The sequence below is a fragment of the Pseudomonas sp. Irchel s3f19 genome, from assembly GCF_900187555.1.
Classification (GTDB): Bacteria; Pseudomonadota; Gammaproteobacteria; order Pseudomonadales; family Pseudomonadaceae; genus Aquipseudomonas; species Aquipseudomonas capeferrum.
The window spans coordinates 29,811-53,571 of record NZ_FYDW01000006.1 but is presented as its reverse complement, the minus strand read 5'-3'; the positions used below and the strand labels follow the sequence as shown (position 1 = coordinate 53,571).

Here is a 23,761-nt window from a genome sequence, read left to right as displayed (position 1 = left end):
TCATGCCCGCCGACGCGTGCGCGCCATCGCTGGCAAGGGCAATGCGCCGGTGGCCAGCGCGCGGGCCCGCTCGACGCCCCAGACCAACGCCCGGGTCATGGTCTCACCCGGGCGCGCTGGGTAATACTCTTCCAGCAATGCCCGGCCATTCCCAGCGTAGATACCGAGAAACAGCTGGGTAGCGCCCAGGCGCGACAGGCGCACCTGCACGTCGAGCGTGGTGCCGTCACTGAGCGCTTCATCGTGGCTGCGGCTGTGCAGCTGAGCGTCCGCCCACTGCCAATAGGTCTCTTCCCTGACTCGCATGAGCATTCAATCTCCCTTTGCTGAAATGCCGCGCCAGAAAACCACATCCACGGCTATCCGGCGAGTGCAACCCGGCGATGCCATGAGCAGCGTCAACGAATATCAACAAAAACCCCGCCGTTCGGCGGGGTTGCTGGAGCGGGATCACTTTTTCAGCGGAACCCGCGGCATGAAGCGGCCCTTTTTGCTGCGCTGCAGATGTGCAGGCTGAAGCTGTTCCGAATCATCCAGCGTCATGTGGGCGAAACCCAGGCGGAATGCCGACTGGCCGCAACGCACCTGGCTGTTGATCGGGAATGCGTCGTTCAGGTCTTCGAAAAAGGATTCGCTCATGCCCTGTCTCCCTCCAGTGAGGTCGCGTCGGCAAGCAGATACGTTGCCTAGGTGAACGCGCCCGGTAAAAGTGAGACTAGCTGGTCATTTGCGGACCGCCCAGACTAAAACCCTGGAACCGACCAGTGGCACAATGCCTTATTTCAACCTGACGGCCGTGCCGGTGGCGAATACCACGACCATGCCACCCTGCACCGACGGCATGCTGATTTCGAAGTCCACGCCCACCACTGCATCGGCGTGCAACTGCCGTGCCCGCGCCTTCAACTCCTCGGTGGCCTGCTCGCGGGCCTCGCGCAGGGCGCTTTCCAGGGTTTGCGAACGGCCACCGAAGAAGTCGCGAAAACGGGCAAAGAAATCGCGCACGAAGTTGATGCCCTGCACCGATTCGGAGCTGACGACGCCCAGGTACTCGGCAATAGGACGGCCTTCGAGCTGGCTGGTGGTAGAGATGATCATGACGGTGCTCCGTTGGCCTGGCGAAAAGGGCCGATTCTAACAGAGCACCCGGCCCTCAGTGCGCACTAGCCGCCCGCAACCGTTGGCCGATCTTGGCGCCAAACACGTTCACCAGCAGCCCAAGCATCACCAGCAGCGCCCCCCAGCCCTGCAGCTCGGTCAGGCGCTCGCCGAGCAACCACGCCGAAGCACTCAGGCCGATAACCGGCACCAGCAACGAGAACGGTGCCACTTTGCCGGCCGGGTGGCGCGACAACAATGTGCTCCACAGGCTATAGCCGAGCATGGTGGCGACAAATGCCAGGTACGCCAACGCCAGTACCGAGCTCCAGCCAATGTTGGCCAGCGCATGGCCGATGCGCTCAGGCCCTTCCAGCCACCACGACAACGCCAGAAACGGCAGCGGTGGAATCAACCCACCCCAGATCACCAGCGCCACCAGGTCGACCGAGCCGAAACGCCGCGTGATGATGTTGCCCACGCCCCACATCGCGCCCGCGCAGAGGGTCAGCACCAGCGCCAGCATCGGCACATGGCCACCATCCTCGCTGCCGATCAGCGCCAAGCCGCTGGCGGCCACCAGCAGCCCCAGCAGGCTGGCGAGGCGCAGTCGCTCGCCCAGAAACAGCGCGGCAAACCCTAGCGTGAAGAATGCCTGGGATTGCAGGATCAACGACGCCAACCCAGGCGGCATGCCGCTGTACATGGCCTGGAAAAGGAAGGCGAACTGCCCCAGGGAAATCGTCACGCCATAAGCGATCAGCCAGCGCCACGGCAGCTTCGGCCGCTTGACCAGCAACACTGCCGGGAAGGCCACCAACAAGAAGCGCAATGCCCCCAGCAGCATCGGCGGCAGGCCATCCAGGCCTACCTTGATGACCACGAAGTTGACTCCCCACGCAACAATCACCACCAGGGCGATCAGCAGGTCCTTGAGCGGCATTGCGACATCCTTCTTCAGGCTTTCTAGACATATTTCGTTACAGCATAAGGCTATTCCTTTTCGAGGGACCAGCACAGTTGGGAAGCAGGGTTGCGCAACAGTGGGTAGCGCTTTGCGCACCGTTCCGACCGGTCCGGCGCCCCGGCAAGGCCGCGCCTACAGGAACCGCGCTGGCCCGCCAGGCCTCAGTCCCGGTAACCTGGCGCCACCCGCTCGAGCATCCGCAGCAATGCCCCCCATGCCAGCGCCACTGCATCCGGGTCCGACAACTCCCCCTGTTTCAGCCCCTGCATCGGTGCATTGAACTGCCGCTCGGTCCGTTCACACACGGCGGCAGGCGGCAGTATCAGCTGCCCGGCACTTTGCGCCGCCAACTGGATCTCGCAGGCCTTTTCCAGGTAGTACATGCGCAAGAACGCTTCGGCAACGCTGCGGCCGGTCGTCAGCAGCCCATGGTTACGCAGGATCATCACCGGCCTGTCCCCCAGGTCGGCGACCAACCGCTGCTGCTCATCCAGGTCCAGGGCAATACCTTCATAATCGTGGTAAGCCACCTTGCCATGGAACTCCATGGACATCTGGTTCACCGGCAGCAGGCCGCACGCCAGCGCCGCCACCGCGCAACCGGCACGCGTGTGGGTGTGCAGCACGCAGTGGGCGTCTTCACGGGCTGCGTGGATAGCACTGTGGATGACGAACCCGGCCGGGTTGACCGGGTGCGTGGTCGGCGCTACAGGCTGCCCATGCAGGTCGATTTTTACCAGGTTGGAGGCCGTGATCTCGTCGAACAGCAAACCGTACGGGTTGATCAGAAAGTGGTGCTCCGGCCCCGGCACACGCAGGGATATATGGGTGAAGATCAGGTCGCTCATGCGAAAGTGGGCGACCAGGCGATAACAGGCAGCCAGCTCCTGGCGCAGGGTCTGTTCGGTAAGAGTCATTTATCGTTGGTCCTGTAGAGGGGCCGCATTGAACGTCAGCTACTTGCTGGCCCAGGCATTGAATCGCTGTTCCAGTTCTTCACCATGGTCGACCCAGAATTCCACATTCATCGCCAAAGCCCCTTCCAGGTTTTGCGGCGACGTCGGCACCCAGCTGGCCAAGGACGGCGCGAGCTTGGCCGCTGCCTGAGTATTGGTCGGCCCGTAAGGGATCTGCTCGACGTAACGCACCTGGGTATCGGCTTGGTTGGCATAGGCGATCAGCCGTTTGGCCTGGTCGACATGCCGCGAACCCTTGATGATCGCCCAATAGTCCATACCATACAGGCTGCCCGGCCACACCAGTGCCAGCGGGCTGCCCTGCTGGGCCGCCACGGCGATGCGCCCGCTGTAGGTAGACGTCATCACCACGTCGCCGGCAGCCAGCCACTGCGCCGGCTGGGCACCGGCGTCCCACCACTGCACATAGGGCTTGAGCTCACTGAGCTTGGCAAAGGCGCGGTCGACACCGGCCGGCGTTGACAGCACCGTGTAGACATCCTCGACCTTGACCCCGTCGGCCAACAAGGCGAACTCCAGGTTGTACACCGCACGCTTGCGCAGGCCGCGCTTGCCCGGGTACTTCTGCACGTCCCAGAAGTCGGCCCACGAGGCCGGGGCCTGGGCCAGCTTGTTGCGATCATAGGCGATCGCCACGCTCCACACCAAAGCGGCAGACCCACAGTCCTGGGCGGCGTCCGGGATCAACTCGGCGGCATGGCCCAGGCGCTGCCAGTCGAGGTGCTCGTAGATGCCCTCATCGCAACCGCGCATCAGGTCGGGCCCTTCGATCTGCACCACGTCCCAGTCGACGTTGCCGGTATCGGCCATCACTTGGATGCGGGCCATTTCGCCGTTGTACTCGCTCTGGATCAACTGGCTGCCGTCCTTGGCGCTGAACGGTTTGAAGATCGCCTCATCCTGGGCTTTCTGACCGGCGCCGCCATAGCCGACTACAACCATTTGCGGCGCCGCTTGCGCACTGCCTAGCCCCAAGGCCAGAAGCGCTGCGCAAAGGCCGGTACTGCGAGGGAATGCATGCATCGAGGTTTCCTCCTGCCGGTGCCCGTGGGGCCCGATTTCTTGTTGTTGTGAGGTCACGCCCTCCTCGGAGGGTGATGAAAACCTAGCTGCGCCCAAGTAAAAAAACAAGTTGATTTTTTACTGTCGCTACACTTTCATAACCAAAACAAGAACAACACCACACCGGAGCCGCCTGTATGCAAACCGCCTTCCCCCACCTGTTCGAAGCCTTGCAGATTCGCGGCAAACGCCTGAAAAACCGCATCATGTCCACGGGACATGACACCTGCCTGCCCACCGACAACCTGGTCAACGACAAACTCATCGCCTACCAGCGTGCCCGGGCTGCAGGCGGCGTCGGCCTGATCGTGCTGCAGGTGGCCGGTGTGCACGACAGCGCCCGCTACACCTCGCACGTGCTGATGGCCACCGACGATACCTGCATCGAAGGCTACCGGCGCCTGGCAGAAGCCTGCCATGAGCACGGTACGGTGGTGCTCTCGCAGCTGTTCCACCCTGGGCGGGAGATCATGGAGTCTGCCGATGGCTTGCTGGCGGTCGCCTACTCAGCCTCGTCGGTGCCCAATGAACGCTTCCGGGTGATGCCGCGCGCGCTGGACCAGGCGATGATCGATGAAATCGTCCAGGGCTATGCCAGCGCGGCGCGGCGCCTGTACCAGGCGGGGCTGGATGGCGTCGAGGTAGTGGCCAGCCATGGCTACCTGCCCGCGCAGTTTCTCAACCCGCGGGTCAACCTGCGTACCGATGGCTACAACGGCGACCTGGCGCAGCGCCTGAGGTTTTTGCGCGAAGTGCTGGCGGCCGTGCGTGCTGCCACCGACGAGCAGTTCATCGTCGGCCTGCGCATCAGCGCCGACGAACGTGACAGCGAAGGCCTGAGCGAGGACGAGTCGCTGGCCGCCGCCGAGGCGCTGCAAGGCCAGCTCGACTACCTGCACATCGTCGCCGGTACCTCAGCGTCGCTGGGCGGTGCGGTGCATATCGTCCCCCCCATGGCCATCGAGCCTGCGTACCTGGCACGCGAGGCCGGCACGTTCAAACAGCGCCTGGACATTCCGCTGTTCGTCACCGGGCGCATCAACCAGCCGCAGGAGGCAGAGCTGATCCTGGCGCGTGGCCAGGCCGACGTGTGTGGCATGACCCGTGCGCTGATCTGCGACCCGCTGATGCCGACCAAGACCGAGCACGGCCAGGTCGAAGACGTGCGCGCCTGCATTGCCTGCAACCAGGCCTGCATCGGTCACTTCCATCGCGGCCTAGCGATCTCGTGTATCCAGCACCCGGAAACCGGCCGCGAACTGCAATACGGCCACCTGACGCCAACCCCTTCGCCCAAACGGATCCTGGTGGCAGGCGGCGGCCCGGCCGGCATGAAGGCAGCAGCCGTCGCCGCCGCGCGCGGGCACCACGTCACACTCTTTGAAGCCGGCCCGCAACTGGGCGGCCAGGTGTTGCTGGCACAACTGCTGCCCCGGCGCAGCGAGTTCGGCGGCGCCAGCACCAACCTGCAACGGGAAATGGCCTTGGCAGGCGTGGAGGTGGTGCGCAACACGCGAGTCGACCGCGCACTGGTCGAGCGCGAGCGCCCTGACCTGGTGATCGCCGCCACCGGCGCCACGCCCTACTGGCCGGCGTTCGAGCGCGCCGGTGACCTGCAGGTGGTGGATGCTTGGCAAGTGTTGCGCAACGAGGTCAAACCCGGGCGCTCGGTATTGGTCATCGACTGGCGTTGCGACTGGATAGGCCCTGGCATCGCCGAGCGCCTGGTGCGCGAGGGGCATCAGGTGCAACTGGCGGTCAACGGCACCCATTGTGGCGAGAACCTGCCCTTGTACGTACGCGATCAACTGGCCGGCGAACTGCATCGCCTGAGCATCCCCATCACCCCCTACGCCCGCCTCTACGGCTGCGACGACAACACCGTGTACCTGCAGCACACGGCCAGCGGCGAACCGATGATCTTTGAAGGCATCGACACCCTGGTGCTGTGCCTGGGCCACCAGCCCAATGACACCTTGGCGGCGGAACTGGACGGCCTGGTGGAAGTGCGGCGCATCGGCGACTGTCTGGCGCCGCGTACTGCAGAAGAGGCGATTCACGATGGCCTGACGGTTGCCTGGGCGCTCTGAGGCTGTACATACTGCCGCTTTCCAGATGGACCGATGCGCATGAGCCAACCCTCGCAGCCCCCCTGCGCCACCGAAGACGGCGGCGCCGCCCCGCAGTTCCTGGGCACCCGCATCCGCGGCCTGCGCAAGCGCCGCGGCATGACCCTGGCGGAACTGGCCGCACAGAGCGAACTGACGGCTGGCTACATCAGCCAGCTGGAGCGCAACCTGTCTTACCCGTCGATCCCGGCACTGTTCAACATCGCCCGTAGCCTGGGGGTGACGATCCAGTGGTTTTTTGCCAGCGAGGCCAGTACCGCACCCGAGGACCAGGGCTACGTGGTACGCCGTAACAGCCGCCTCAGCGTGCACTACGAAGACGGCATCGTCGACCAACTGCTCACGCCGCAACCCAACCGCCAGTTGGAAATCCTTCATTCGCGCTTTCCACCGGGCACCTATAGCCAGCAGAGTTACAGCCATGACGGTGAAGAGGCTGGCTATCTGCTCAGCGGCAGTTTTGAATTGTGGGTAGGCGAGCGGCACTTTCAGCTGGGTGAAGGCGACAGTTTCAGCTTCTCCAGCCAGGAACCCCATCGTTATGGCAACCCCGGTGACGTCGATGCCGTGGTGATCTGGGTCATCACCCCGCCGACGTTCTGAAGCCGCCACGCGGCCCCTTTCGATCAGGTCATCTGCCTATGACTGAACACGCCCAGCAGCTCGAGCCTGCGTTGCAACCGGTCGACCACCCGCGCGCCGTGGTCTTCGTCGCCTACCCGCAAATGGGCCTGCTCGACCTCACGGGTGCCCAGACGGTGTTCTGGGCTGCTACCAAAGCCATGGCTGCACAGGGCCGGCCGGGCTATCGACTGCACACTGCCAGCCTCGACGGCGGCCTGCAGCCAACCGCCGAAGGCCTGGTGGTGGCGACTGAAACACTGGACGACGTGATGGCGCAGGCCGTCGACACCCTGGTAGTACCGGGCGCACCGGATATCATCCGCACCCTCCCCGACCACGCCGCATTGGTCGCCTGGCTGCGCCGCGTCGCGGTAAAGGCCAGGCGCACGGCCTCGGTGTGCAGCGGTACCTTTCTGCTGGCAAGCGCAGGCTTGCTCGACGGGCGCCGCGCCGCCACCCACTGGGCGATGTGCGAGGTGCTGCGCCGCGACTTCCCTGCGGTGCAGGTGGACCATGAATCGATCTTCGTTCAGCAAGGCACGGTGTGGACCTCTGCCGGCGTCAGCGCCGGCATCGACCTGGCCCTGGCTCTGGTCGAGCAGGACTGCGGCCGCGAAGTCGCGATGCAAGTGGCCCGCGAGCTGGTGGTATTTCTCAAGCGGCCCGGCGGCCAGGCGCAGTTCAGTGAACTGCTCAAGCTGCAGGGGCGCGATTGCAGCGAATTCGAAGCACTGCACCTGTGGCTGAACGCGCACCTCGGCGACCCACGCCTGACCGTCGAGCACCTGGCCGAGCAGGCGCACATGAGCGTGCGCAACTTCACCCGGGTGTACAAGCTCAAGACCGGCCGCACCCCGGCCAAGGCCATTGAAGTGTTCCGCCTGGAAGCCGCCCGCCGCCTGCTGGAAAGCGCCGACAGCCACATCGAGCAGATTGCCCGGCAATGCGGCTTTGGCAGCGAAGAGCGCATGCGCCTGGCGTTCCAGCGCCACCTTGCAGTCACCCCGCGGGACTACCGCGCGCGCTTTGCGCGCAACCTGTCGTTGGCCGAAATCCAGGGTTCTTTGGCCTAGGGTGTAGCGCTTCGTCACTCGTAACATCGTTGTCCACAAAGACGGGCTACTTTTGTTTACCCGGACATTCCAGGAGCACAACGATGAAAAATATCCTGATCATTGGCGCGGGCTTTGCTGGCCTGTGGAGCGCCCTCAGCGCCGTACGCCAGCTGGAGCTTAACGCGCGCAAGGATGTCGAGGTAACGCTGCTGGCGCCGCAGGCCGAACTGCATGTGCGCCCGCGCTTCTACGAACCTGACGTGCACACCATGGCCGCTCCACTGCAGGCGCTGTTCGAAGCGGTCAACGTGCGTTTCGTGCAAGGCACCGCCTTTCACATCGACGAAGCAGCCCGGCGCGTGCGCTATCGCACGCAAAGCGGTACCGAGTGCGAACTGGGCTATGACCGCCTGATCATGGCCTGCGGCAGTGTGCTCAACCGGCCAGACATGGTCGGCATCGAGCATGTTTTCGATGTCGACAAGATTGACAGCGCCGCACGGCTGGAGACGCACCTCAAGTCCCTGGCCAACCTGCCAGACACGCCTGCCCGCAACACCGTGGTGGTCGCCGGTGGTGGCTTCACCGGTATCGAGACTGCCACCGAGCTGCCGGCGCGCTTGCGCAGCATTCTCGGTGAACAGGCAACACTGCGGGTGGTGGTGATCGACCGTGGCGCCAGGGTCGGCGCAGCCCTGGGTGACGGCATCCGCCCTGCGATCGAGCAGGCCTGCGAGGCATTGGGGGTGGAATGGATCTGTGGCGCCACGGTGGCCTCGGTGGACCCCGACGGCGTTCTGCTGGACAACGGGCAACGCATCGATGCCAGCACAGTGATCTGGACCGTCGGCTTCAAGGCCAACCCGTTGACCGAGCAGATCAGCGGCGAACGTGACCGCCAAGGCCGGTTGCACGTGGACGGCAACCTCAAGGTAAAGGGCAACGACGCGGTCTATGCGGCGGGCGACGTGGCCTACGCAGCTTGCGACGAGGTGGGCAACCATGCGGTGATGTCGTGCCAGCATGCCATCCCACTGGGCCGCTACGCCGGAAACAATGCGGTTGCCGAGTTGATTGGCGTGGCACCGATGACCTACAGCCAACCCAAGTACGTCACCTGCCTCGACCTGGGCGCCTGGGGCGCGGTGTACACCGAAGGGTGGGACCGCCAGGTATCGCCCCCGGAAGACAAGGCCGAGGCCAAGCTGCTGAAGTCGCAGATCAACACGGTCTGGATCTACCCGCCCGCTGCCAATGATCGTGCGGCAGCCTTGGCGGCGGCTGACCCGACGATACCGGTAGCCTGATGGCCTCAAATCGCCGGCAAGCCGGCGATTTGAGGCTGGTGCAATCAAGCGGCGGCAAACAGCTCGTTGGCAATCTGCGCCTGTGCCGCGTCGATGGCCTGGCTGCGGTGCTCTGGGCCGTAGGCCAGGCCGTGGGCGCGAACGATCTCCAGGTCGGTGACGCCGATGAAGCCCAGGAACACTTTGAGGAAGTCCTCATGGCCAGCACCGGTCGGCTGGCCAGCGTGCAGGCCACCGGCGGTGGACACCAGCACCACCTTCTTGTCACCGCACAGGCCTTCAGGGCCAGCTTCGGTGTAACGGAAGGTCTTGCCGGCGACGGCAACCCGGTCAATCCAGGCCTTGAGCTGGGTCGGCACGGTGAAGTTGTACATCGGCGCACCGATCACCACGGCGTCGGCGGCGAGGAATTCTTCCAGGGTTTCAGCGCTCAGCTTGGCTTCGAAGGCCTGGGCCGCATCGCGCATGTCTTCGGGGGTGCCCGCGGCTACCAGGGTTGCGGCGGAGAAATGGGCGATGGCATCGGCAGCCAGGTCACGGTAGACCACTTCCAGGCTCGGGTTGCTGGCCTTCCAGGCTTCGACTACTTCGCGGCTCAGCTGGCGGGAGGCGGAATTGTCGCCCAGGATGCTCGAATCGATGTGCAACAGTTTCATGGGACTCTCCTGTAATGAAGACCGCGGCGTGGGCGATCATGATGGGGAGAATCCTACCGGGATGACTAATAGCTGATAAGCAGGCAAAAATGCGTTAGTTTGTCCCACTGATGGAACAGTGAGAGATTCCCATGCAAGACCTCAATGACCTCTTCTATTTCGCCCGCGTCGTCGAGGCCGGTGGCTTTGCGGCGGCCGGGCGCCAGCTGGGCATCCCCAAGTCGCGCCTGTCGCGGCGTATCGCCGAACTTGAAGAACGCCTGGGTACACGCCTGCTGCAGCGCACCACGCGGCAACTGAAACTGACCGCCGTCGGCGAGCGCTACCTGCACCATTGCCAGGCCATGCTGTTGGAAGCCGAAGCTGCCGACGAGGCCGTGGCCAGCATGAGCAGCGAGCCGCGCGGGCGCTTGCGAGTCTCCTGCCCGGTGGCACTGGCCCACGCCTTTTTGCCAGACGTGATCAGCCGCTTTCTCGAACAGTACCCGCTGGTGCAACTGGACATGGTGCTGCTCAACCGCCGAGTCGATCTGATTTCCGAGGGTATCGACGTCGCCCTGCGTGTGCGCGACCTGGGCGATGAGGACCCGGCCCTGGTCACGCGCCGGCTACGCCAGGCCCAGATGCAACTGGTCGCCGCGCCGGGCTTTGCCGATCACATTCGCGAGCCTGGCGAGCTGGCCTCGTTGCCAGTGCTGGGTGCTGCCGAGGCCGACCGGCTGGTGCACTTCCGCCTGTTCGGGCCCAATGGCCGCCAACAGGAAATCGCCCTGGAACCGCGCCTGGCCATCGACGACTTCGTGGTGCGCAACGCCGCGGTACGCGCCGGGCTGGGCTTCACTGCGCTGCCCAGCATGTTCTGCGAAGAGGAACTGGAACGTGGCGAGCTGGTGCGCTTGCTGCCGGACTGGCAACTGCCGGGTGGCTATCTGCAGGCGGTGTACCCACACCGGCGCGGTGTATTGCCCGCAGTGCGCGTGTGGATCGATCATCTGGCGGCGTCGTTCGAGGCCTGTGGAGAGCGTTATGTCTGAGCGAAAAATGACTGAAGCGCAGGTGGCAGCCTTCTGCCTGAGCCTGCCGGGTGCTCGAGAAGACTATAAATGGGGCGGTATCCGGGTGTTTTCGGTGGCAGGCAACAAGATGTTCGCCGTGCTCGACCTGGCGGGTGCAGGGTTGTCGTTCAAGGTCGCCGATGAGCTGTTTCTAGGCTATTGCGACCGCCCTGGCGTGCGACCCGCGCCGTATCTGGCGCGGGCGCGATGGATCAGCATGGCGCCCCCTTACCCCATGGGGCGCGACGAGCTGTGCGACCTGCTGCAGCGCTCGCACCAGTTGGTGGTGCGGCGGCTGGCGAAGCGCCTGCAGGTGGGGCTGCTGCTCTGATCGAGGCGTCAGAGCCAAGATGACAGGTGGCGCCCGAGGAACAGGTAATCGAGCCAGAACACCTGATGCAGCAGCACAATCCCCCAGAACATCAACTGATACGACACTTTGCGCGTCTTGTGCCGAAACAGCTGCTGGGCAACCAGTGCGCCGGGCCAGCCACCGCACAGTTCGCTGGCATGCAGCACGTTCTCTGGCGTGCGCCACGTTTGGGTGCGGGCCTGCTGCTTGTCCTGCCAGTACAGCAGCAGGCTGATCAGGCTCACCGCCGGGTACAGCGCCAAGGGCAGCCAGGACTGATCGTTCCAGGCCATCTGCGCCGCACCCAGGCCCGGTAGCAGGCACAGCACGCCCAACACCAGCAACTTCAGGCGCACGTTGCGTACGCCCTCCTCGTTTTGCGCCCTGGCCATGTCAGCTGTGCGCCGTCGACCAGTCGACCCAGCCAAACTGCCAGGTCGCCAGAATCAGCAGGCCAAAGGCAATGCGGTACCAGGCGAACGCCGCATAGCTGTGGTTGGCGATGAACTTGAGCAGCGCACGCACGGCGATCATGGCGAAGATGAACGAGGTCACGAAACCGATGGCGAACACCGGCAAATCACTTGGCTGGAACAGGTCGCGGTACTTGTAGCCCGAGTACACCGCCGCGCCGACCATGGTCGGCATCGCCAGAAAGAATGAGAACTCGGTAGCCGCCTTGCGCGACAGCCCGAACAGCAAACCACCGATGATGGTCGAACCGGAGCGCGAGGTGCCGGGGATCATGGCCAGGCATTGGACAAAGCCAATCTTCAAGGCATGGCTCCAGCGCATTTCGTCAACGTGGTCAACCTCCACGCGGTGCGCGCGGCGCTCGGCCCAGAGCATGATCACACCGCCCACTACCAAGGCCGCTGCCACCGTGATCGGGTTGAACAGGTATTCGTGGATCAGGTCGGCGAACAGCACGCCCAATACCACCGCCGGCATGAACGCCAGCAGCAGGTTGCCGGTGAAGCGCCGGGCCGAGGGCTGGCTGGTGAGGCCGAACACCACGTCCAGAATCTTGCGGCGAAACTCCCACACCACGGCCAGGATCGCGGCAAGCTGGATGATGATGTTGAAGGCGATGGCACGTTCGCCATCAAAGCCGATCAGGTCGGCGACAATGATCTGGTGCCCGGTACTGGAGATCGGCAAGAACTCCGTCAACCCTTCGACCACGCCTAAGATGATTGCCTGTATGGCAGTCCAAAAATCCATCATTCCCCCGATGGAGCGCTGCTGCTTGCAGGCCCCTTGTTCTTGATTTGCTTGAAGTTGCCGCACGCGGCCCGGCTGTTTTACAGCGACTGTTGGGCGCAATGCCAGTGGAAAAGTTCACGCTGCCTAAAGGTTTCATCTTGCGCGGCCGAAATCCTATCAGAGCGGCTTTGCAATGGCTTGCGCCGCCTGTTGCAGAGTACGCCTAGACTAGCACTTAGCCATTAGTCGGGTGGGGGCCTGCCGCAAAGCATGCTTGGATGCACCTGAAGAACAAGAACAAGGCGGGAGTGCCTGGATGAAAACCCTGAGATCGATGTCGATCAGCCGTCGTCTATGGCTGATCCTGCTGGTGGCGGTTGCCATGCTGGTGGTACTGGGCCTGCTGATGCTGCGCCAGATCCACGGCGACCTGTACCAGGCCAAGGCGGAAAAGACCCGCCATGTGGTGCAGACTGCAGCCGGTGTACTGGCCTACTACCAGGGCCTGGAAGCGGCCGGCAGCTTGAGCCGCGATGCTGCCCAGCAACAGGCGTTGCAGGTGGTGCGCGCGCTGCGTTACGACCACGACGACTATTTCTGGATCAACGACCTGGGCCCGAAGATGATCATGCATCCGGCCAACCCCAAGCTCGACGGCCAGGACCTGTCTGCCATTCGCGACCCCGACGGCTTTGCCGTGTTCAACGAAATGGTCAGCCTGGCCCGCAGCCAGGGCGCCGGCCCGGTCAATTATCGCTGGCCCAAACCCGGCGCCAGCGAGCCGGTAGCGAAAACCTCTTATATCCAGTTGTTCAAGCCGTGGGGCTGGGTCATCGGCTCGGGTGTGTACATCGATGACGTGCAGGCCGAATTTGCCCGGCAATTGCGCGATGCCTCACTGGCGGGCCTGGGCATCGCCATGCTGATGGCACTGCTGGTCATGCTGATTGCCCGCAGTATCGCCCGCCCGTTGCAAGAGGCCGTGCAGGCCATGGGCAACATCGCCAGCGGCGAAAGCGACCTGACCCGGCGCCTGGACACCCACGGTCGCGATGAAATCACCCACCTGGGCGAGCACTTCAACCGCTTCAACGGCAAGCTGCAGGGCGTGGTCGGTCAATTGCAGGGCGCCGCCCACGACCTGGCCCGGTCCGCCGGCCACGTCGGTGACAACGCCGGCGCCGCGCAGCAGCACAGTGCCCAGCAGTCACAACAGATGGACCAGGTTGCCACGGCCGTCAACGAAGTGACCTATGCCGTGCAAGACGTGGCCAAGACGGCCGAGCAGGCTGCGGGCGAAATGCGCGCGGCGCAGCAACAGGTGGAGCATGGCCAGCAGGCCATTCACGGCAGCCTCGAACAGATCGATCGCCTGTCGCTGACCATCGATCAGGCAGTCCAGGTGATTCGTGACCTGGCCGGGCACAGCACGCGCATTGGTGGCGTGCTCGACGTGATCCGCTCGATTGCCGAACAGACCAATCTGCTGGCCCTGAACGCGGCCATCGAAGCAGCCCGCGCCGGCGAGCAAGGCCGAGGTTTTGCCGTGGTCGCCGACGAGGTGCGCCTGCTGGCCCAGCGCACGGCCCAGTCCACGGCTGAAATCCACACCATGATCGAGCACCTGCAAGGCCAGTCGGACGCTGCGGTCAGGGCGATCGACACCAGCAGCGAGGCCTCGCGCCAGACTGTCGAGCAGGCCCGTGAGGCCGGTGCCAGCCTGGATGCCATCAGCCAGGCGCTGCATAACCTGACTGCGCTCAATGCGTCCATTGCCAGTGCAACCTTGCAACAGTCGCATGTGGTCGAAGAGATCAACCGCAATGTGCTGGACACTGCGGGCTTGTCCCAGCAGACCGCCGAAGCGGCGCGCCAGTCGAGTGATGCCGGGGCGGCGCTGGGGCGGTTGAGCGAGGAGTTGGAGCAACTGTTGCGGCAGTTCCGCGTATAGAGAGGCCTTGCCCTTGAGGGTGCCGCGTTGTAAGTGCGCTGCACCTACTCCTGGGACAATCGACAAGCTACAATCGCGCCCCTCTTCTCGCCTCGCCAAGGATCGCCGATGTCCGGCCTTGAACTCATCGCCGCCGTACTCGGCGTTACCGCCGTCTGGCTCACCGTCAAGCAGAACGCCTGGTGCTGGCCAATCGGCCTGGTCATGGTACTGATCTATGGCTGGCTGTTCTTCGAGGTAAAACTGTATTCGGGGATGTTGCTGCAGGTGGCCTACGCCATATTGCAGCTGTACGGCTGGTGGCAGTGGAAGCGCCCAGGCCGCTCGCAGGACGCCCGCCAGGTCTCGCGCCTGCAAACCCAGGCGCTCTTCACGGGCCTGGCGGTCGGCGCGCTGCTCAGCGCCGCCCTGGGTGCCGCCATGGCTAACTGGACCGACGCCGCCCTGCCCTGGCTGGACGCCACGCTGACCGGTTTCAGCCTGGTCGCGCAGCTATGGATGGCCCAGAAGCGCCTGCAGTGCTGGGCTTTGTGGGTGGTGGTGGACATCGTCTATGTCGGCCAGTACCTGCATCAGCAGCTGTACTTCACCGCTGGCTTCTTCGCGGTGCTTACCCTGATCGCCGTGCGTGGCTGGCTGGAATGGCGGCGTGACCCGGCACTGGTGCAAGCATGAAGGTGCTGGTGCTGTGCGGGCCGGAATCCAGTGGCAAGAGCTGGCTCAGTGGTGTGCTCCAGGCGCATTTCGGTGGGCGGGTGGTGGCCGAATACGTGCGCCATTTCATCGATCAGGAAGGCCGTGATACCTGTTACGCCGACATCCCCGCCATCGCCCGCGGCCAGCTTGAATGGGAAGACCGCGCCCGCGCGCAAGCCCCAGAGCTGTTGATCCTCGACACCCACCTGCTCAGCAACATGCTCTGGAGCCGCGCCCTGTTCGACGACTGCCCGGCCTGGCTGGAACAGGCCTTGCTTGCTAGGCATTACGATCTGCACCTGTTACTGAGCCCGCAAGGGGTGGACTGGGTTGCCGATGGCCAGCGTTGTCACCCTGACCTGGCCGATCGCCAGCGCTTTTTCGACGACAGCCTGCACTGGCTGCAGCGCCACCGGCACACTTTTCAGGTGATTGATGGCAATTGGCCGCAACGCCAGTTGCAGGCGCTGCAAACGGTGGCTACGCTGCTTGATAGCGATACGCCAGCCTGCCCGACCGAGTGTTAAGCCCCTGACACACCCAGGTGGGTGATAGTCCCCGCAAATGCGGGGGTTTCCCCCGTTTCGGGGGCAGTGTCAAGTCCGTGAAACACCCTTGCAAAAATCCCTCCAAGCCATGCCCATGCTGGCTCCAGCCCCTTCGGCCTGAATAATCTGTATCAGCCCTGATACAGAAAATGCGAAACACTCCCAGCGTGTTGAGCTAACTCATTGATTCAAAATCAAATTCAAAACACGGCACAGCTTCTGCTCTCTTCTTCGCATCGCTGAATCGGACCAGCACGCCAAAGAAGGAATTGCCGTCGTGGGGATACTTGATAAAGGCGTCCATCGCCTCCTGCTAATCGCATGCGTTGTGGGGTCAGGGCTGACCCAGCCTGCCCAGGCTGAAAACGGGATCATCATCATTACCCGCGATGTGCAGACGCGCAACGCAGTCATCCCACCGATGATTCCCGACCCCACCCCGACCACCGTCAATGCCAACCCCTCCGCGCAGATCCTCAGACAGACCCACGAACTGAGCGACGGTGACTTCGCCAGCATCAGCAGCGGTGCTGGCATCAGTGCCCTGGTCAATCAACAGACCAACAACCTGGGCGGCAATCTTACCAACCAGACACAACTGCCCAACCTCGCTGGGGGGCGTGGCTCAGGTTCCGGCAACGGCATCTCGAACATGGTCAATTCAAGCGTCCAGCGCGGCCTGGCCCCGCTGCAAATCTTGACCGGAGGCAAATGAGATGAGGCCTACGCTGCTGCTTCTGGCCACGCTCTGCAGTGCGCCAGCCTTCGCTCAGTCCCCCGTGATCAACAACGCCAGCATCGACAGCTCGGGCAGCCAATACCAGGGCAACCTCACGGTCAACCAGGCGGCCGGCGACCTGCAGCAGCAGGCCAACGCCCGCGCCATCGCTGTGGGGCACGAGGCCAGCGCCACCACCCAGATAAGGCAAAGGCTCGGCAGCCCTGTCGACCGCGCCATGGATGCCAGCTCAAGCATCCAGGGCGATGCTTTCAGCCAAGGCAGCGGCGCGCTGGGGGTCAACCAGAGCGCCGGGGCCGGCACCCAGCAAGCCAACGCACTGCGCATCAGCCTCAGTACTCAACCGCAAAGCATCGACGACAGCGTCCTCATGCAACAGAACGTGGCGCTGCTCAACAACTCCGATCCAACTGACGCCGCATCCGGCCATCGCCAGGTCACCACCAGTGACCAGGCATTCACCGGTAGCCGTGGGGTGATTCAGGTGAATCAGAGTGCCGGGGTGGGAAACCGAATGGCCAACACCCTGAGCATACGGGTCGCGGATTGACCCAATCAGTTAAGAACAACACTTAACCTAAATAAAGTACGGAGAATCACCATGAAACCCTCGATGGCAATCAAGCCTCTGGTTTTCGCAATTGCTGCGGTCATGGCTGTTGCTGTACAAGCTGATCAGAACGACCGGCGTGGCGGGCACCACAATGGTCACCATAACAACGGGCAACACACTCCCCCTCCTACGAGGATCCCTGTGTACGCCACCGCCAATGCCCTCGATAGCCAGAGCAGCACCGACAACAGGGTCACTAACCAAGGCACCATCAACGAAGCCGAAATGAGCAGCTCGGCCACCGGCGCCAGCGGCAACGTCGGGGTCAACGTGGCAGCCGGTAACGGCAACCAGCAAGACAACGCCGCTGCCATCGCCAACGCAGCGTCCGACTCGAGCCTGGACAACAGCTTCGTGTTCGGCACCGCTGAAGCCACTGCCGACGTCCGTCAGCACAGCGACAACAACCGTGTCGACAACTGGTCTACCCAAAACTCCGCAGTGATGAGCGGATCGGGTGATGGCGCCTCCGGCAACGTCGGCGTCAACATTGCGGGCGGCGACCTCAACCAACAGAAAAACACCATGGCGATCGCCAACACCAATGCGCCATTGGGTAATGCCACCGCCACCGCTTCTGCCGACCAGAACGGCCCTGGCCTGACCGTGAACAACAGCGCCGACCGCACCTACCGTGTGGATACGCTGAGCTTCACCACGTCAGCCAGCGGTTCGAGCTCGCGCGACGGTACGTTCACTTCGAGCGATGACCGAAGCTCGTCCTCAAGCTTCAGTGTGGCGGGCGCCCAAAGCGCAAGCTCCAGCGGCTCCAGTGGCTGGAACTCCAGTGGCTCGAGCAGCTCGAACGCCAGCGGCTCCAATAGCTCCAGTGCAAGCGGGTCCAACAACTCGAATGCCAGCGGCTCCGTTGGCTGGAATGCGAGCGGGTCCAACAGCGGCAGTGCTAGCTCGTCCAGCAGTGCCAGCCTGAACGCTACGCTTGCTGCCGCCGCCGATGCCACTCGCACCGTGGCCACCGACGATGGCCGTCGTGAACGTACGCGTACCGACAGCTTCGATGGTTCGCTCAATGCATCGGTCGATGCCTCGATCGACAAGTCGCATGAAAGCGCCTACGACTCCTCGTTCGAGAAAGCGTTCGACTCTTCCTACGACAAAACCAGCAGCTCTTCTTACGACAAGTCTCGCGACTCTTCGTACGAGAAGTCGCGCGACCGTTCGTATGAGAAGGCCCACGATTCTTCCTACGCAAACGCTTCGGAGTCTGCGTACGAAAAATCCGGCGAAAAAACCAAGCAAACCTCGAACGACGTGGCCAAGGCCTACAGCGAAAGCAGCTCGTACGACCTGAGCAATACCGTCTCGTTCCAGGTGCTGACCCCAACTGGCTGGGCTAACCCTGTGACCAACACTGCAACCCTGAGCGGTTCGGTGAATGGTGGCAGCGGCAACCTCGGCGTCAACGTGGCCGCAGGTGTGGGCAACCAGCAAAGCAACTCGCTGGCCATCTCCAACACCTCGTTCTGACGGCTGTGCACGCAAGGCCCCCCTCGGGGGGCCTTTCTTCAACAGAACAAGAAGGCATCCGATCATGCGCATTATTGCCCTGGCGTTGCTGCTGTGCCTGGCCAGCGTGAGCGAAGCTGCACAAATGCCACTGTCCGTGCTGCCGGGCGGCGCGGTGGTATTCAAGCCGATCCAGAGCATTCGCGAGCGCAAGTTCGCCGACCTGGTGCAACAGAAAACCGACTTCAGTTGTGGCGCCGCCGCGCTGGCGACCATCTTGCGCCAGGCCTACTGGCTGGACGTGGACGAACAACACATCATCGAAGGCATGCTGGCGCACGCGGACCAGGACCTGGTGCGTACCCAGGGCTTCTCGATGCTGGACATGAAACGCTACGTGGAAAGCCTGGGCATGCGCGCCCGCGGTTACCGGGTGGCACCCGAAACCCTGACCAGCATACGTATCCCGGTCGTGGTCCTGATGGACATCCGCGGCTACAAGCACTTCGTGGTCATGCAAAAGGTCGACAAGGGCTGGGTGTACATCGGCGACCCGGTACTGGGCCACAAGCGCTTCAAGGTCGACGATTTCGTCAAAGGCTGGAACGGCATCATCTTCGCCGTGATCGGCCAGGGCTATGACAAGAACAATGTCTTGCTCGACCCGCCTCTGCCACTGACCGCCAAGGGCCGCGTCAACAATTTCGCCCCGGTGCAGGACGCAGAGCTGATGGACTTCGGCTTCATCAAAAGCGACTTCTTCTAACGACTCTTCTAACGATAAGGGAGCATGACGCTCCGGGAGCAATCAATGAAGACTCCACTCTGGCTAGTCGTGGCATGCCTGGCCGCCAGCCTGCCGACCCATGCCGAGACGTTCAAACCCATCGAGCTGAAGGACCATGAACTGGCCAACCTGCGCGGTCGTTATGTGATGCCGGGGCGGATCGTCAGCTTTGGTATTGTCATGACCAGCACCTGGCAAAATGCCAAGGGCGACGTGATCGGCGCATCGTCCACCCTGCAAGTGCAGCAAAACACCATCAAGCCGCAGTTCTACGTGTCGATGATTGACGAAAAAGGCACCGGCGCGGCGCACTCGCAAAGCGCCAGCAGCGCCGCTGGCACCGGCACGGTCACCGGCGGTGGCGGGCTCAACACTACCGAAGGCGTGACCCAGGTCGTGCGCGCAGCGGGCGACAACAACACCGCCTACAACAACGTCGACATCAACGTCACCAAGGCCAACCAGGCGCCCGTGGCGCAGCCACAGGGCCAGGCCCTGGCCGCCGGCTCGACCTTGGTCGGCGAAAACGGCGCAGGGGCATTGAGCGTTTCCTCGACCGGCGTGGGTGTGCAACTCAACATCAATGCCGCCAACAACCAGGGCACTAGCGTGCAGCGCCTGGCCCAAGGTGGCCTGATGCAGAACTCGACGTTGCTCGGCAACGGCAACCAGGTCAGCAACCTCACATCGCTCAATGTCGTCATGCGCGAGAACGTACCCACCGCCGCTTCACTGAACGGTAGCCTCGACCAGCTCAAAGGTCTTCGCACTCTCGGATACTGATCTACGCTCAGTCTCATCAAAAGTAGTCGGAAGGGACGGCAAATCCATGCACCGATCGTTAACGTTCAGAGCTTTTGTCTGTTTGGCTACCTTGGCCCCGGCCACCTCCCTTTATGCAGCAGCAGACCCACAGGTCGAAGCGCTGAAACAAGAACTGATGGCTTTGAAACAGCGCTACGAAGCACAGCAGCAAGCGTTGATGGTGCTTGAACAGCGCGTTCGCCAGGTCGAGGAAGCGCCTGCGGCGCCGCCCCCCAAACGCCTGACCCGCTCCCCGGCCGAAACGGTCAAAGGTGGCCAGACCGTCGCTGCAGGGGCGCCGGGCACCACCGGTAGCTCCTACGGCCAATCACTCAAGGAAGACGCCGAGCCCGCACAGAGTGTGTCCAACCTGTACGACGAGGCCAGCGGCTTCTTCGGTGGCGGCAAGTTCAGCTTCGAAACCGGCGTTACCTACACCCATTACGATACCCGCGCACTGGTGCTCAATGGCTTTCTGGCACTGGATTCGATTTTCCTCGGCAACATCAACCTCGACCGTATCAAGGCCGACAACTGGACCCTGGACATGACCGCCCGCTATAACCTGGCGCAGCGTTGGCAGTTCGACATCAACGTCCCGGTGGTCTACCGCGAATCGACCTACTCATCAGGCGGTGCAGGCGGTGCGGCCCCGGTTACCAGCGACGAAACCGTCACCCGTGACCCGGAAATCGGCGATATCAACGTGGGCGTTGCCTACAAATTCATGGACGAATCAGAAAACTGGCCCGATGCGGTGGCGACACTGCGGATCAAGGCGCCAACCGGCAAGGACCCCTACGGCATCAAGCTGCGCGAGGTGCCAGGCAACGACAACTTGTCGGTACCGGAAAGCCTGCCCACAGGCAACGGCGTCTGGGCGATCACGCCAGGCATCTCGCTGGTCAAGACCTTCGACCCCGCCGTACTTTTCGGCAGCCTGTCCTACACCTACAACATGGAGGACTCGTTCAGCGACATCAGCCCCCAGGTCAACAGCAAGGTGCCGGGTGACGTGAAGCTCGGTGACTCCTGGCAGATCGGCGCCGGTATCGCCTTTGCCTTGAACGAGAAGATGAGCATGTCGTTCTCCTTCTCCGACCAGTTTGCCCGCAAGAGCAAGATCAAGCCAGATGGCGGCGACTGGCAGTCGATCAGCAACAGTGACTACAACGCGGCCAACTTCAACATCGGCATGACCTTTGCTGCCAGTGACAACCTGACCATCGTCCCCAACCTATCCATTGGCCTGACCGACGATGCCCCAGACTTCTCCTTCAGCCTCAAATTCCCCTACTACTTCTGACCTGAACCCACCAGCCGGGCCTGCGCAAGCGCGCCCGCTTTTGGTTACCAGCCTTGTAGTGGCCCGCCTTCCCTGGCCCAGCCTGTTATCATTCAGCACAGATGTATGACGATTTAATGGCTAAAGGGAAGTTTTCTGTGAAGAACCTGTTCGACCACCCACGCACCCGGCTTGTCGCTTTGACGGGCCTGGTGCTGGTGATCCCACTGGGTACGCGCGCCATGCTGGGTTGGTCCAACCCGCTCGGCTATCTGTCCGACCTCGCCCTCGGCAGCCTGCTGGTCTTGCTGCTGCACCGCCGGCCGTGGTGGCTGGCCTTACCGGTGTTGCTGGCCTGGGCCGCACTCTGGGTGGCTTCGGCCGAGCTGGTAAGCGCGGTGGGCAGGTTGCCCACCAGCGCCGACCTCGGTTACCTCGCCGACCCACAATTCATGGAGAATTCCACCGGCGGCGGCCTCGCCCACGGCTGGTTGCCGGGCGTGTTGGCGGTCGGCCTGCTGGCCTGGCTGCTCAGTGTCTGGGGCAGCCGCAGCCAACCTGCCCCTGCCCTGCCGCGCAAGGCCTGGGCAGTCCCGCTGCTGCTGTTTGGTGCGCACTGGGGCAGCCAGCACCTGCTGCCCTCCGACGCCGACCAATGGCGGCAGTACAACCTCTCCCATCAGTTGCTGTCTGCCGGCGTCGGTAACCTGCAGCGCCAGGTACAGGGCTGGATGGGCCACGAACAGGTGATCACGCCGTTGGCCAGCAGCGGCCTGACCCAGTCCGACCTGCACGGCCAGAAGCTGCTCAAGGTGCCGGGCAGCGCCCGCAACCTGCTGGTGATCACCGTCGAAGGCATCCCCGGGGCCTACATTCGCCCAAACCGCCAGGCACTGCACAGCCGTTTCAACGAAGACCTGATGCCAAAGCTCAGCCGCTGGGCCGAGCGTGGCATGAACACCCCGGACTACGTGTTGCATACCCACCAGACCATCCGTGGCCTCTACGCGATGCTCTGCGGTGACTACGACAAACTGGCCAACGGTACACCCAAGGGTGTCGAACTGCTGACCCAGAACGAACGTAACCAGGCCTGCCTGCCGGCGCAATTGCGCCAGGCCGGGTTCACCACCCACTACCTGCAGGGTGCCGGCCTGCGCTTCATGGCCAAGGACCGCATCATGCCGCACATCGGCTTCGACTCGGTGCATGGCCTGGAATGGTTCCGTAACAAGAACTACCTGGACTTCCCGTGGGGCAAAGACGACCGTGCCTTCTTCGAAGGCGCCCTGGACTACGTCGGCCAGCTTCGAAAACAGGACAAACCCTGGATGCTGACCTTGCTCACCGTCGGCACCCACCAGCCCTATTCGGCACCGGCCGACTACCTTGAGCGCTACGACACGCCCAAGCAGGCTGCGGTCGCCTACCTGGACGACGCGATCGGCGCGTTTCTCGACAACCTCGAACGCCAGGGTGTGCTCAAGGACACCTTGGTGGTGGTGACCTCCGACGAGTCCCACGGCATCGACGGTGTGCGCCTGGCGTCGTCCTGGGGCTTCAACCTCACCCTGGCACCGGAGCAGGCGCAACTGCCGCACATCAAGCGTGGCACCTATGGCCATATCGACCTGACCACCTCCCTGCTCGACTACTTCGCCTTGCCGATCCCGGTCGCGCTGGGCGGGCGCTCGCTGTACCGCGACTACGACACGGGCCGCGAAATGATCTCCTACACCAACGGCATGCTGCGCTACCACAACGGCCAGGGGGTGTTCACCGAGTGCGACTTCCAGCAGCGTTGCCGGCGCTATGCCAGTGAAGGCTTCATCGCCGACCAGGCGCGCTACCTCGGCCCTGGTGACAACATGCTCGGCCAGCAAATCGTAAGCCTGGCCGGGGTACTCGACCAGTCGCTGCTGCAAACGCCGCTCAACCTGCGCTACCAGTTTGGCGGCCCTTCGCCGATCCAGCTGCGCAAGCGCATTCACGATGACTGGGCCGACAACCTGATCGGTGCCCAGTACCTGGAGATGCCCGAGGGCTCGCATACCCGTGTACGGGTCAAGGTACGTTCACTGGACCCGCGACGTGCGGCCTACATCAAGCTCAAGGCCAAGCAACTGGAACAGGACGTGCCATTGGGGCTGCCCGAAGAGATTCGGGTGACGGCGGACCAGCCGCTGGAAATGGAGTTCGGCTTCGACAATCCGACCGAGCGCAAGGCGTTTTCCTTCCATTTGCTGGGCTACGGCGGCGGTGCGGTCGAGGTCAGTGACTTCAGCGTGATTACCGCATTGCCCGGGGAAGACAACGTGCAGGACGAACTGGCCGAAGGGCATATCGCGCATTCGGGCTGACGGCAAGCCCACCGTTCATCGCT

Annotated in this window: 25 protein-coding genes; 16 read left to right on the top strand and 9 right to left on the bottom strand. The window is 63.2% G+C overall.

Annotated elements, in window-relative coordinates; genetic code table 11:
- The 6 genes from CKW22_RS15905 to CKW22_RS15880 all read right to left on the bottom strand — a co-directional run bounded on the left by CKW22_RS15905 (window position 1) and on the right by CKW22_RS15880 (window position 4,065).
- Entirely contained in the window at window positions 1-312 is a 312-nt protein-coding gene (locus CKW22_RS15905) for a hypothetical protein (protein WP_047583027.1), read from the bottom strand.
- 138 nt (window positions 313-450) lie between these two features.
- Entirely contained in the window at window positions 451-639 is a 189-nt protein-coding gene (locus CKW22_RS15900; RefSeq protein WP_033698317.1) for a hypothetical protein, read from the bottom strand.
- A gap of 138 nt (window positions 640-777) precedes the next feature.
- The gene (locus CKW22_RS15895; protein WP_008098148.1) at window positions 778-1,098 is read right to left on the bottom strand and encodes a YbjQ family protein; all 321 of its coding nucleotides are present in this window, start codon (window positions 1,096-1,098) and stop codon (window positions 778-780) included.
- Window positions 1,099-1,153: 55 nt separating this feature from the next.
- Window positions 1,154-2,041 (bottom strand): EamA family transporter, encoded by an 888-nt coding sequence (locus CKW22_RS15890; protein WP_047583026.1) that lies wholly within the window; start codon window positions 2,039-2,041, stop codon window positions 1,154-1,156.
- Between the two features lie 185 nt (window positions 2,042-2,226).
- Entirely contained in the window at window positions 2,227-2,982 is a 756-nt protein-coding gene (locus CKW22_RS15885) for a class II aldolase/adducin family protein (RefSeq protein WP_033698323.1), read from the bottom strand.
- A 39-nt stretch (window positions 2,983-3,021) separates the two neighbouring features.
- Window positions 3,022-4,065, bottom strand: a complete 1,044-nt coding sequence (locus CKW22_RS15880; RefSeq protein WP_095064408.1) for an ABC transporter substrate-binding protein — start codon at window positions 4,063-4,065, stop codon at window positions 3,022-3,024.
- A 176-nt stretch (window positions 4,066-4,241) separates the two neighbouring features.
- On the opposite strand from CKW22_RS15880, the gene CKW22_RS15875 reads away from it, so the two are divergent.
- From CKW22_RS15875 to CKW22_RS15860, 4 genes are all read left to right on the top strand, one after another.
- Window positions 4,242-6,194, top strand: a complete 1,953-nt coding sequence (locus tag CKW22_RS15875) for an FAD-dependent oxidoreductase (RefSeq protein ID WP_033698327.1) — start codon at window positions 4,242-4,244, stop codon at window positions 6,192-6,194.
- A 39-nt stretch (window positions 6,195-6,233) separates the two neighbouring features.
- Window positions 6,234-6,836 (top strand): helix-turn-helix domain-containing protein, encoded by a 603-nt coding sequence (locus CKW22_RS15870; RefSeq protein WP_033698328.1) that lies wholly within the window; start codon window positions 6,234-6,236, stop codon window positions 6,834-6,836.
- Window positions 6,837-6,874: 38 nt separating this feature from the next.
- Window positions 6,875-7,930: a GlxA family transcriptional regulator gene (locus tag CKW22_RS15865; RefSeq protein ID WP_033698330.1), complete on the top strand. Its 1,056-nt coding sequence runs from the start codon at window positions 6,875-6,877 to the stop codon at window positions 7,928-7,930.
- An 83-nt stretch (window positions 7,931-8,013) separates the two neighbouring features.
- Window positions 8,014-9,219: an NAD(P)/FAD-dependent oxidoreductase gene (locus CKW22_RS15860; protein WP_095064407.1), complete on the top strand. Its 1,206-nt coding sequence runs from the start codon at window positions 8,014-8,016 to the stop codon at window positions 9,217-9,219.
- 44 nt (window positions 9,220-9,263) lie between these two features.
- Here CKW22_RS15860 and CKW22_RS15855 read toward each other — a convergent pair whose 3' ends face one another.
- Window positions 9,264-9,875, bottom strand: coding sequence for an FMN-dependent NADH-azoreductase (locus CKW22_RS15855; protein WP_033698333.1), 612 nt, complete (start codon window positions 9,873-9,875; stop codon window positions 9,264-9,266).
- 131 nt (window positions 9,876-10,006) lie between these two features.
- On the opposite strand from CKW22_RS15855, the gene CKW22_RS15850 reads away from it, so the two are divergent.
- Complete coding sequence (locus CKW22_RS15850) at window positions 10,007-10,909, top strand: LysR substrate-binding domain-containing protein (protein ID WP_033698334.1); 903 nt, start codon at window positions 10,007-10,009, stop codon at window positions 10,907-10,909.
- Window positions 10,902-11,261 (top strand): MmcQ/YjbR family DNA-binding protein, encoded by a 360-nt coding sequence (locus tag CKW22_RS15845; protein WP_033698336.1) that lies wholly within the window; start codon window positions 10,902-10,904, stop codon window positions 11,259-11,261. The genes CKW22_RS15850 and CKW22_RS15845 overlap by 8 nt, the downstream gene beginning before the upstream one ends.
- An 8-nt stretch (window positions 11,262-11,269) precedes the next feature.
- Here CKW22_RS15845 and CKW22_RS15840 read toward each other — a convergent pair whose 3' ends face one another.
- Both CKW22_RS15840 and CKW22_RS15835 read right to left on the bottom strand, forming a co-directional pair.
- Window positions 11,270-11,674 carry a DUF1294 domain-containing protein gene (locus tag CKW22_RS15840; RefSeq protein WP_033698338.1) on the bottom strand — a complete coding sequence of 135 codons (405 nt, stop codon included), beginning with the start codon at window positions 11,672-11,674 and terminating at the stop codon, window positions 11,270-11,272.
- 1 nt (window position 11,675) lies between these two features.
- Window positions 11,676-12,506 (bottom strand): undecaprenyl-diphosphate phosphatase, encoded by an 831-nt coding sequence (locus CKW22_RS15835; protein ID WP_033700098.1) that lies wholly within the window; start codon window positions 12,504-12,506, stop codon window positions 11,676-11,678.
- 298 nt (window positions 12,507-12,804) lie between these two features.
- Between CKW22_RS15835 and mcpP the strand changes: the two genes are divergently transcribed.
- The 10 genes from mcpP to CKW22_RS15785 all read left to right on the top strand — a co-directional run bounded on the left by mcpP (window position 12,805) and on the right by CKW22_RS15785 (window position 23,738).
- Window positions 12,805-14,439 carry a methyl-accepting chemotaxis protein McpP gene (gene mcpP, locus CKW22_RS15830; protein WP_095064406.1) on the top strand — a complete coding sequence of 545 codons (1,635 nt, stop codon included), beginning with the start codon at window positions 12,805-12,807 and terminating at the stop codon, window positions 14,437-14,439.
- Window positions 14,440-14,547: 108 nt separating this feature from the next.
- Window positions 14,548-15,114: a nicotinamide riboside transporter PnuC gene (gene pnuC / locus CKW22_RS15825; protein WP_033698341.1), complete on the top strand. Its 567-nt coding sequence runs from the start codon at window positions 14,548-14,550 to the stop codon at window positions 15,112-15,114.
- Window positions 15,111-15,662: an AAA family ATPase gene (locus CKW22_RS15820; protein WP_033698344.1), complete on the top strand. Its 552-nt coding sequence runs from the start codon at window positions 15,111-15,113 to the stop codon at window positions 15,660-15,662. The genes pnuC and CKW22_RS15820 overlap by 4 nt, the downstream gene beginning before the upstream one ends.
- Window positions 15,663-15,960: 298 nt before the next feature.
- Window positions 15,961-16,398, top strand: a complete 438-nt coding sequence (locus CKW22_RS15815) for a hypothetical protein (RefSeq protein WP_033698346.1) — start codon at window positions 15,961-15,963, stop codon at window positions 16,396-16,398.
- A gap of 1 nt (window position 16,399) precedes the next feature.
- The gene (locus CKW22_RS15810) at window positions 16,400-16,972 is read left to right on the top strand and encodes a hypothetical protein (RefSeq protein ID WP_033698348.1); all 573 of its coding nucleotides are present in this window, start codon (window positions 16,400-16,402) and stop codon (window positions 16,970-16,972) included.
- A 51-nt stretch (window positions 16,973-17,023) separates the two neighbouring features.
- Window positions 17,024-18,523 (top strand): hypothetical protein, encoded by a 1,500-nt coding sequence (locus tag CKW22_RS15805; protein ID WP_033698350.1) that lies wholly within the window; start codon window positions 17,024-17,026, stop codon window positions 18,521-18,523.
- 64 nt (window positions 18,524-18,587) lie between these two features.
- Complete coding sequence (locus CKW22_RS15800; protein ID WP_033698351.1) at window positions 18,588-19,268, top strand: C39 family peptidase; 681 nt, start codon at window positions 18,588-18,590, stop codon at window positions 19,266-19,268.
- Window positions 19,269-19,313: 45 nt separating this feature from the next.
- Window positions 19,314-20,072: a hypothetical protein gene (locus tag CKW22_RS15795; RefSeq protein ID WP_033698352.1), complete on the top strand. Its 759-nt coding sequence runs from the start codon at window positions 19,314-19,316 to the stop codon at window positions 20,070-20,072.
- 46 nt (window positions 20,073-20,118) lie between these two features.
- On the top strand, window positions 20,119-21,399 hold the full coding sequence (locus CKW22_RS15790; RefSeq protein WP_033698353.1) for a hypothetical protein: 1,281 nt from the start codon (window positions 20,119-20,121) through the stop codon (window positions 21,397-21,399).
- A gap of 137 nt (window positions 21,400-21,536) precedes the next feature.
- Window positions 21,537-23,738 (top strand): LTA synthase family protein, encoded by a 2,202-nt coding sequence (locus CKW22_RS15785; protein ID WP_095064405.1) that lies wholly within the window; start codon window positions 21,537-21,539, stop codon window positions 23,736-23,738.
- The last annotated feature ends 23 nt before the right edge of the window (window positions 23,739-23,761 follow it).

Coding starts and splice junctions, on each gene's coding strand:
- CKW22_RS15905 (WP_047583027.1), bottom strand. CDS start 312: ATGCTCATGCGAGTCAGGGAAGAGACCTATTGGCAGTGGGCGGACGCT.
- CKW22_RS15900 (WP_033698317.1), bottom strand. CDS start 639: ATGAGCGAATCCTTTTTCGAAGACCTGAACGACGCATTCCCGATCAAC.
- CKW22_RS15895 (WP_008098148.1), bottom strand. CDS start 1,098: ATGATCATCTCTACCACCAGCCAGCTCGAAGGCCGTCCTATTGCCGAG.
- CKW22_RS15890 (WP_047583026.1), bottom strand. CDS start 2,041: ATGCCGCTCAAGGACCTGCTGATCGCCCTGGTGGTGATTGTTGCGTGG.
- CKW22_RS15885 (WP_033698323.1), bottom strand. CDS start 2,982: ATGACTCTTACCGAACAGACCCTGCGCCAGGAGCTGGCTGCCTGTTAT.
- CKW22_RS15880 (WP_095064408.1), bottom strand. CDS start 4,065: ATGCATGCATTCCCTCGCAGTACCGGCCTTTGCGCAGCGCTTCTGGCC.
- CKW22_RS15875 (WP_033698327.1), top strand. CDS start 4,242: ATGCAAACCGCCTTCCCCCACCTGTTCGAAGCCTTGCAGATTCGCGGC.
- CKW22_RS15870 (WP_033698328.1), top strand. CDS start 6,234: ATGAGCCAACCCTCGCAGCCCCCCTGCGCCACCGAAGACGGCGGCGCC.
- CKW22_RS15865 (WP_033698330.1), top strand. CDS start 6,875: ATGACTGAACACGCCCAGCAGCTCGAGCCTGCGTTGCAACCGGTCGAC.
- CKW22_RS15860 (WP_095064407.1), top strand. CDS start 8,014: ATGAAAAATATCCTGATCATTGGCGCGGGCTTTGCTGGCCTGTGGAGC.
- CKW22_RS15855 (WP_033698333.1), bottom strand. CDS start 9,875: ATGAAACTGTTGCACATCGATTCGAGCATCCTGGGCGACAATTCCGCC.
- CKW22_RS15850 (WP_033698334.1), top strand. CDS start 10,007: ATGCAAGACCTCAATGACCTCTTCTATTTCGCCCGCGTCGTCGAGGCC.
- CKW22_RS15845 (WP_033698336.1), top strand. CDS start 10,902: ATGTCTGAGCGAAAAATGACTGAAGCGCAGGTGGCAGCCTTCTGCCTG.
- CKW22_RS15840 (WP_033698338.1), bottom strand. CDS start 11,674: ATGGCCAGGGCGCAAAACGAGGAGGGCGTACGCAACGTGCGCCTGAAG.
- CKW22_RS15835 (WP_033700098.1), bottom strand. CDS start 12,506: ATGGATTTTTGGACTGCCATACAGGCAATCATCTTAGGCGTGGTCGAA.
- mcpP (WP_095064406.1), top strand. CDS start 12,805: ATGAAAACCCTGAGATCGATGTCGATCAGCCGTCGTCTATGGCTGATC.
- pnuC (WP_033698341.1), top strand. CDS start 14,548: ATGTCCGGCCTTGAACTCATCGCCGCCGTACTCGGCGTTACCGCCGTC.
- CKW22_RS15820 (WP_033698344.1), top strand. CDS start 15,111: ATGAAGGTGCTGGTGCTGTGCGGGCCGGAATCCAGTGGCAAGAGCTGG.
- CKW22_RS15810 (WP_033698348.1), top strand. CDS start 16,400: ATGAGGCCTACGCTGCTGCTTCTGGCCACGCTCTGCAGTGCGCCAGCC.
- CKW22_RS15805 (WP_033698350.1), top strand. CDS start 17,024: ATGAAACCCTCGATGGCAATCAAGCCTCTGGTTTTCGCAATTGCTGCG.
- CKW22_RS15800 (WP_033698351.1), top strand. CDS start 18,588: ATGCGCATTATTGCCCTGGCGTTGCTGCTGTGCCTGGCCAGCGTGAGC.
- CKW22_RS15795 (WP_033698352.1), top strand. CDS start 19,314: ATGAAGACTCCACTCTGGCTAGTCGTGGCATGCCTGGCCGCCAGCCTG.
- CKW22_RS15790 (WP_033698353.1), top strand. CDS start 20,119: ATGCACCGATCGTTAACGTTCAGAGCTTTTGTCTGTTTGGCTACCTTG.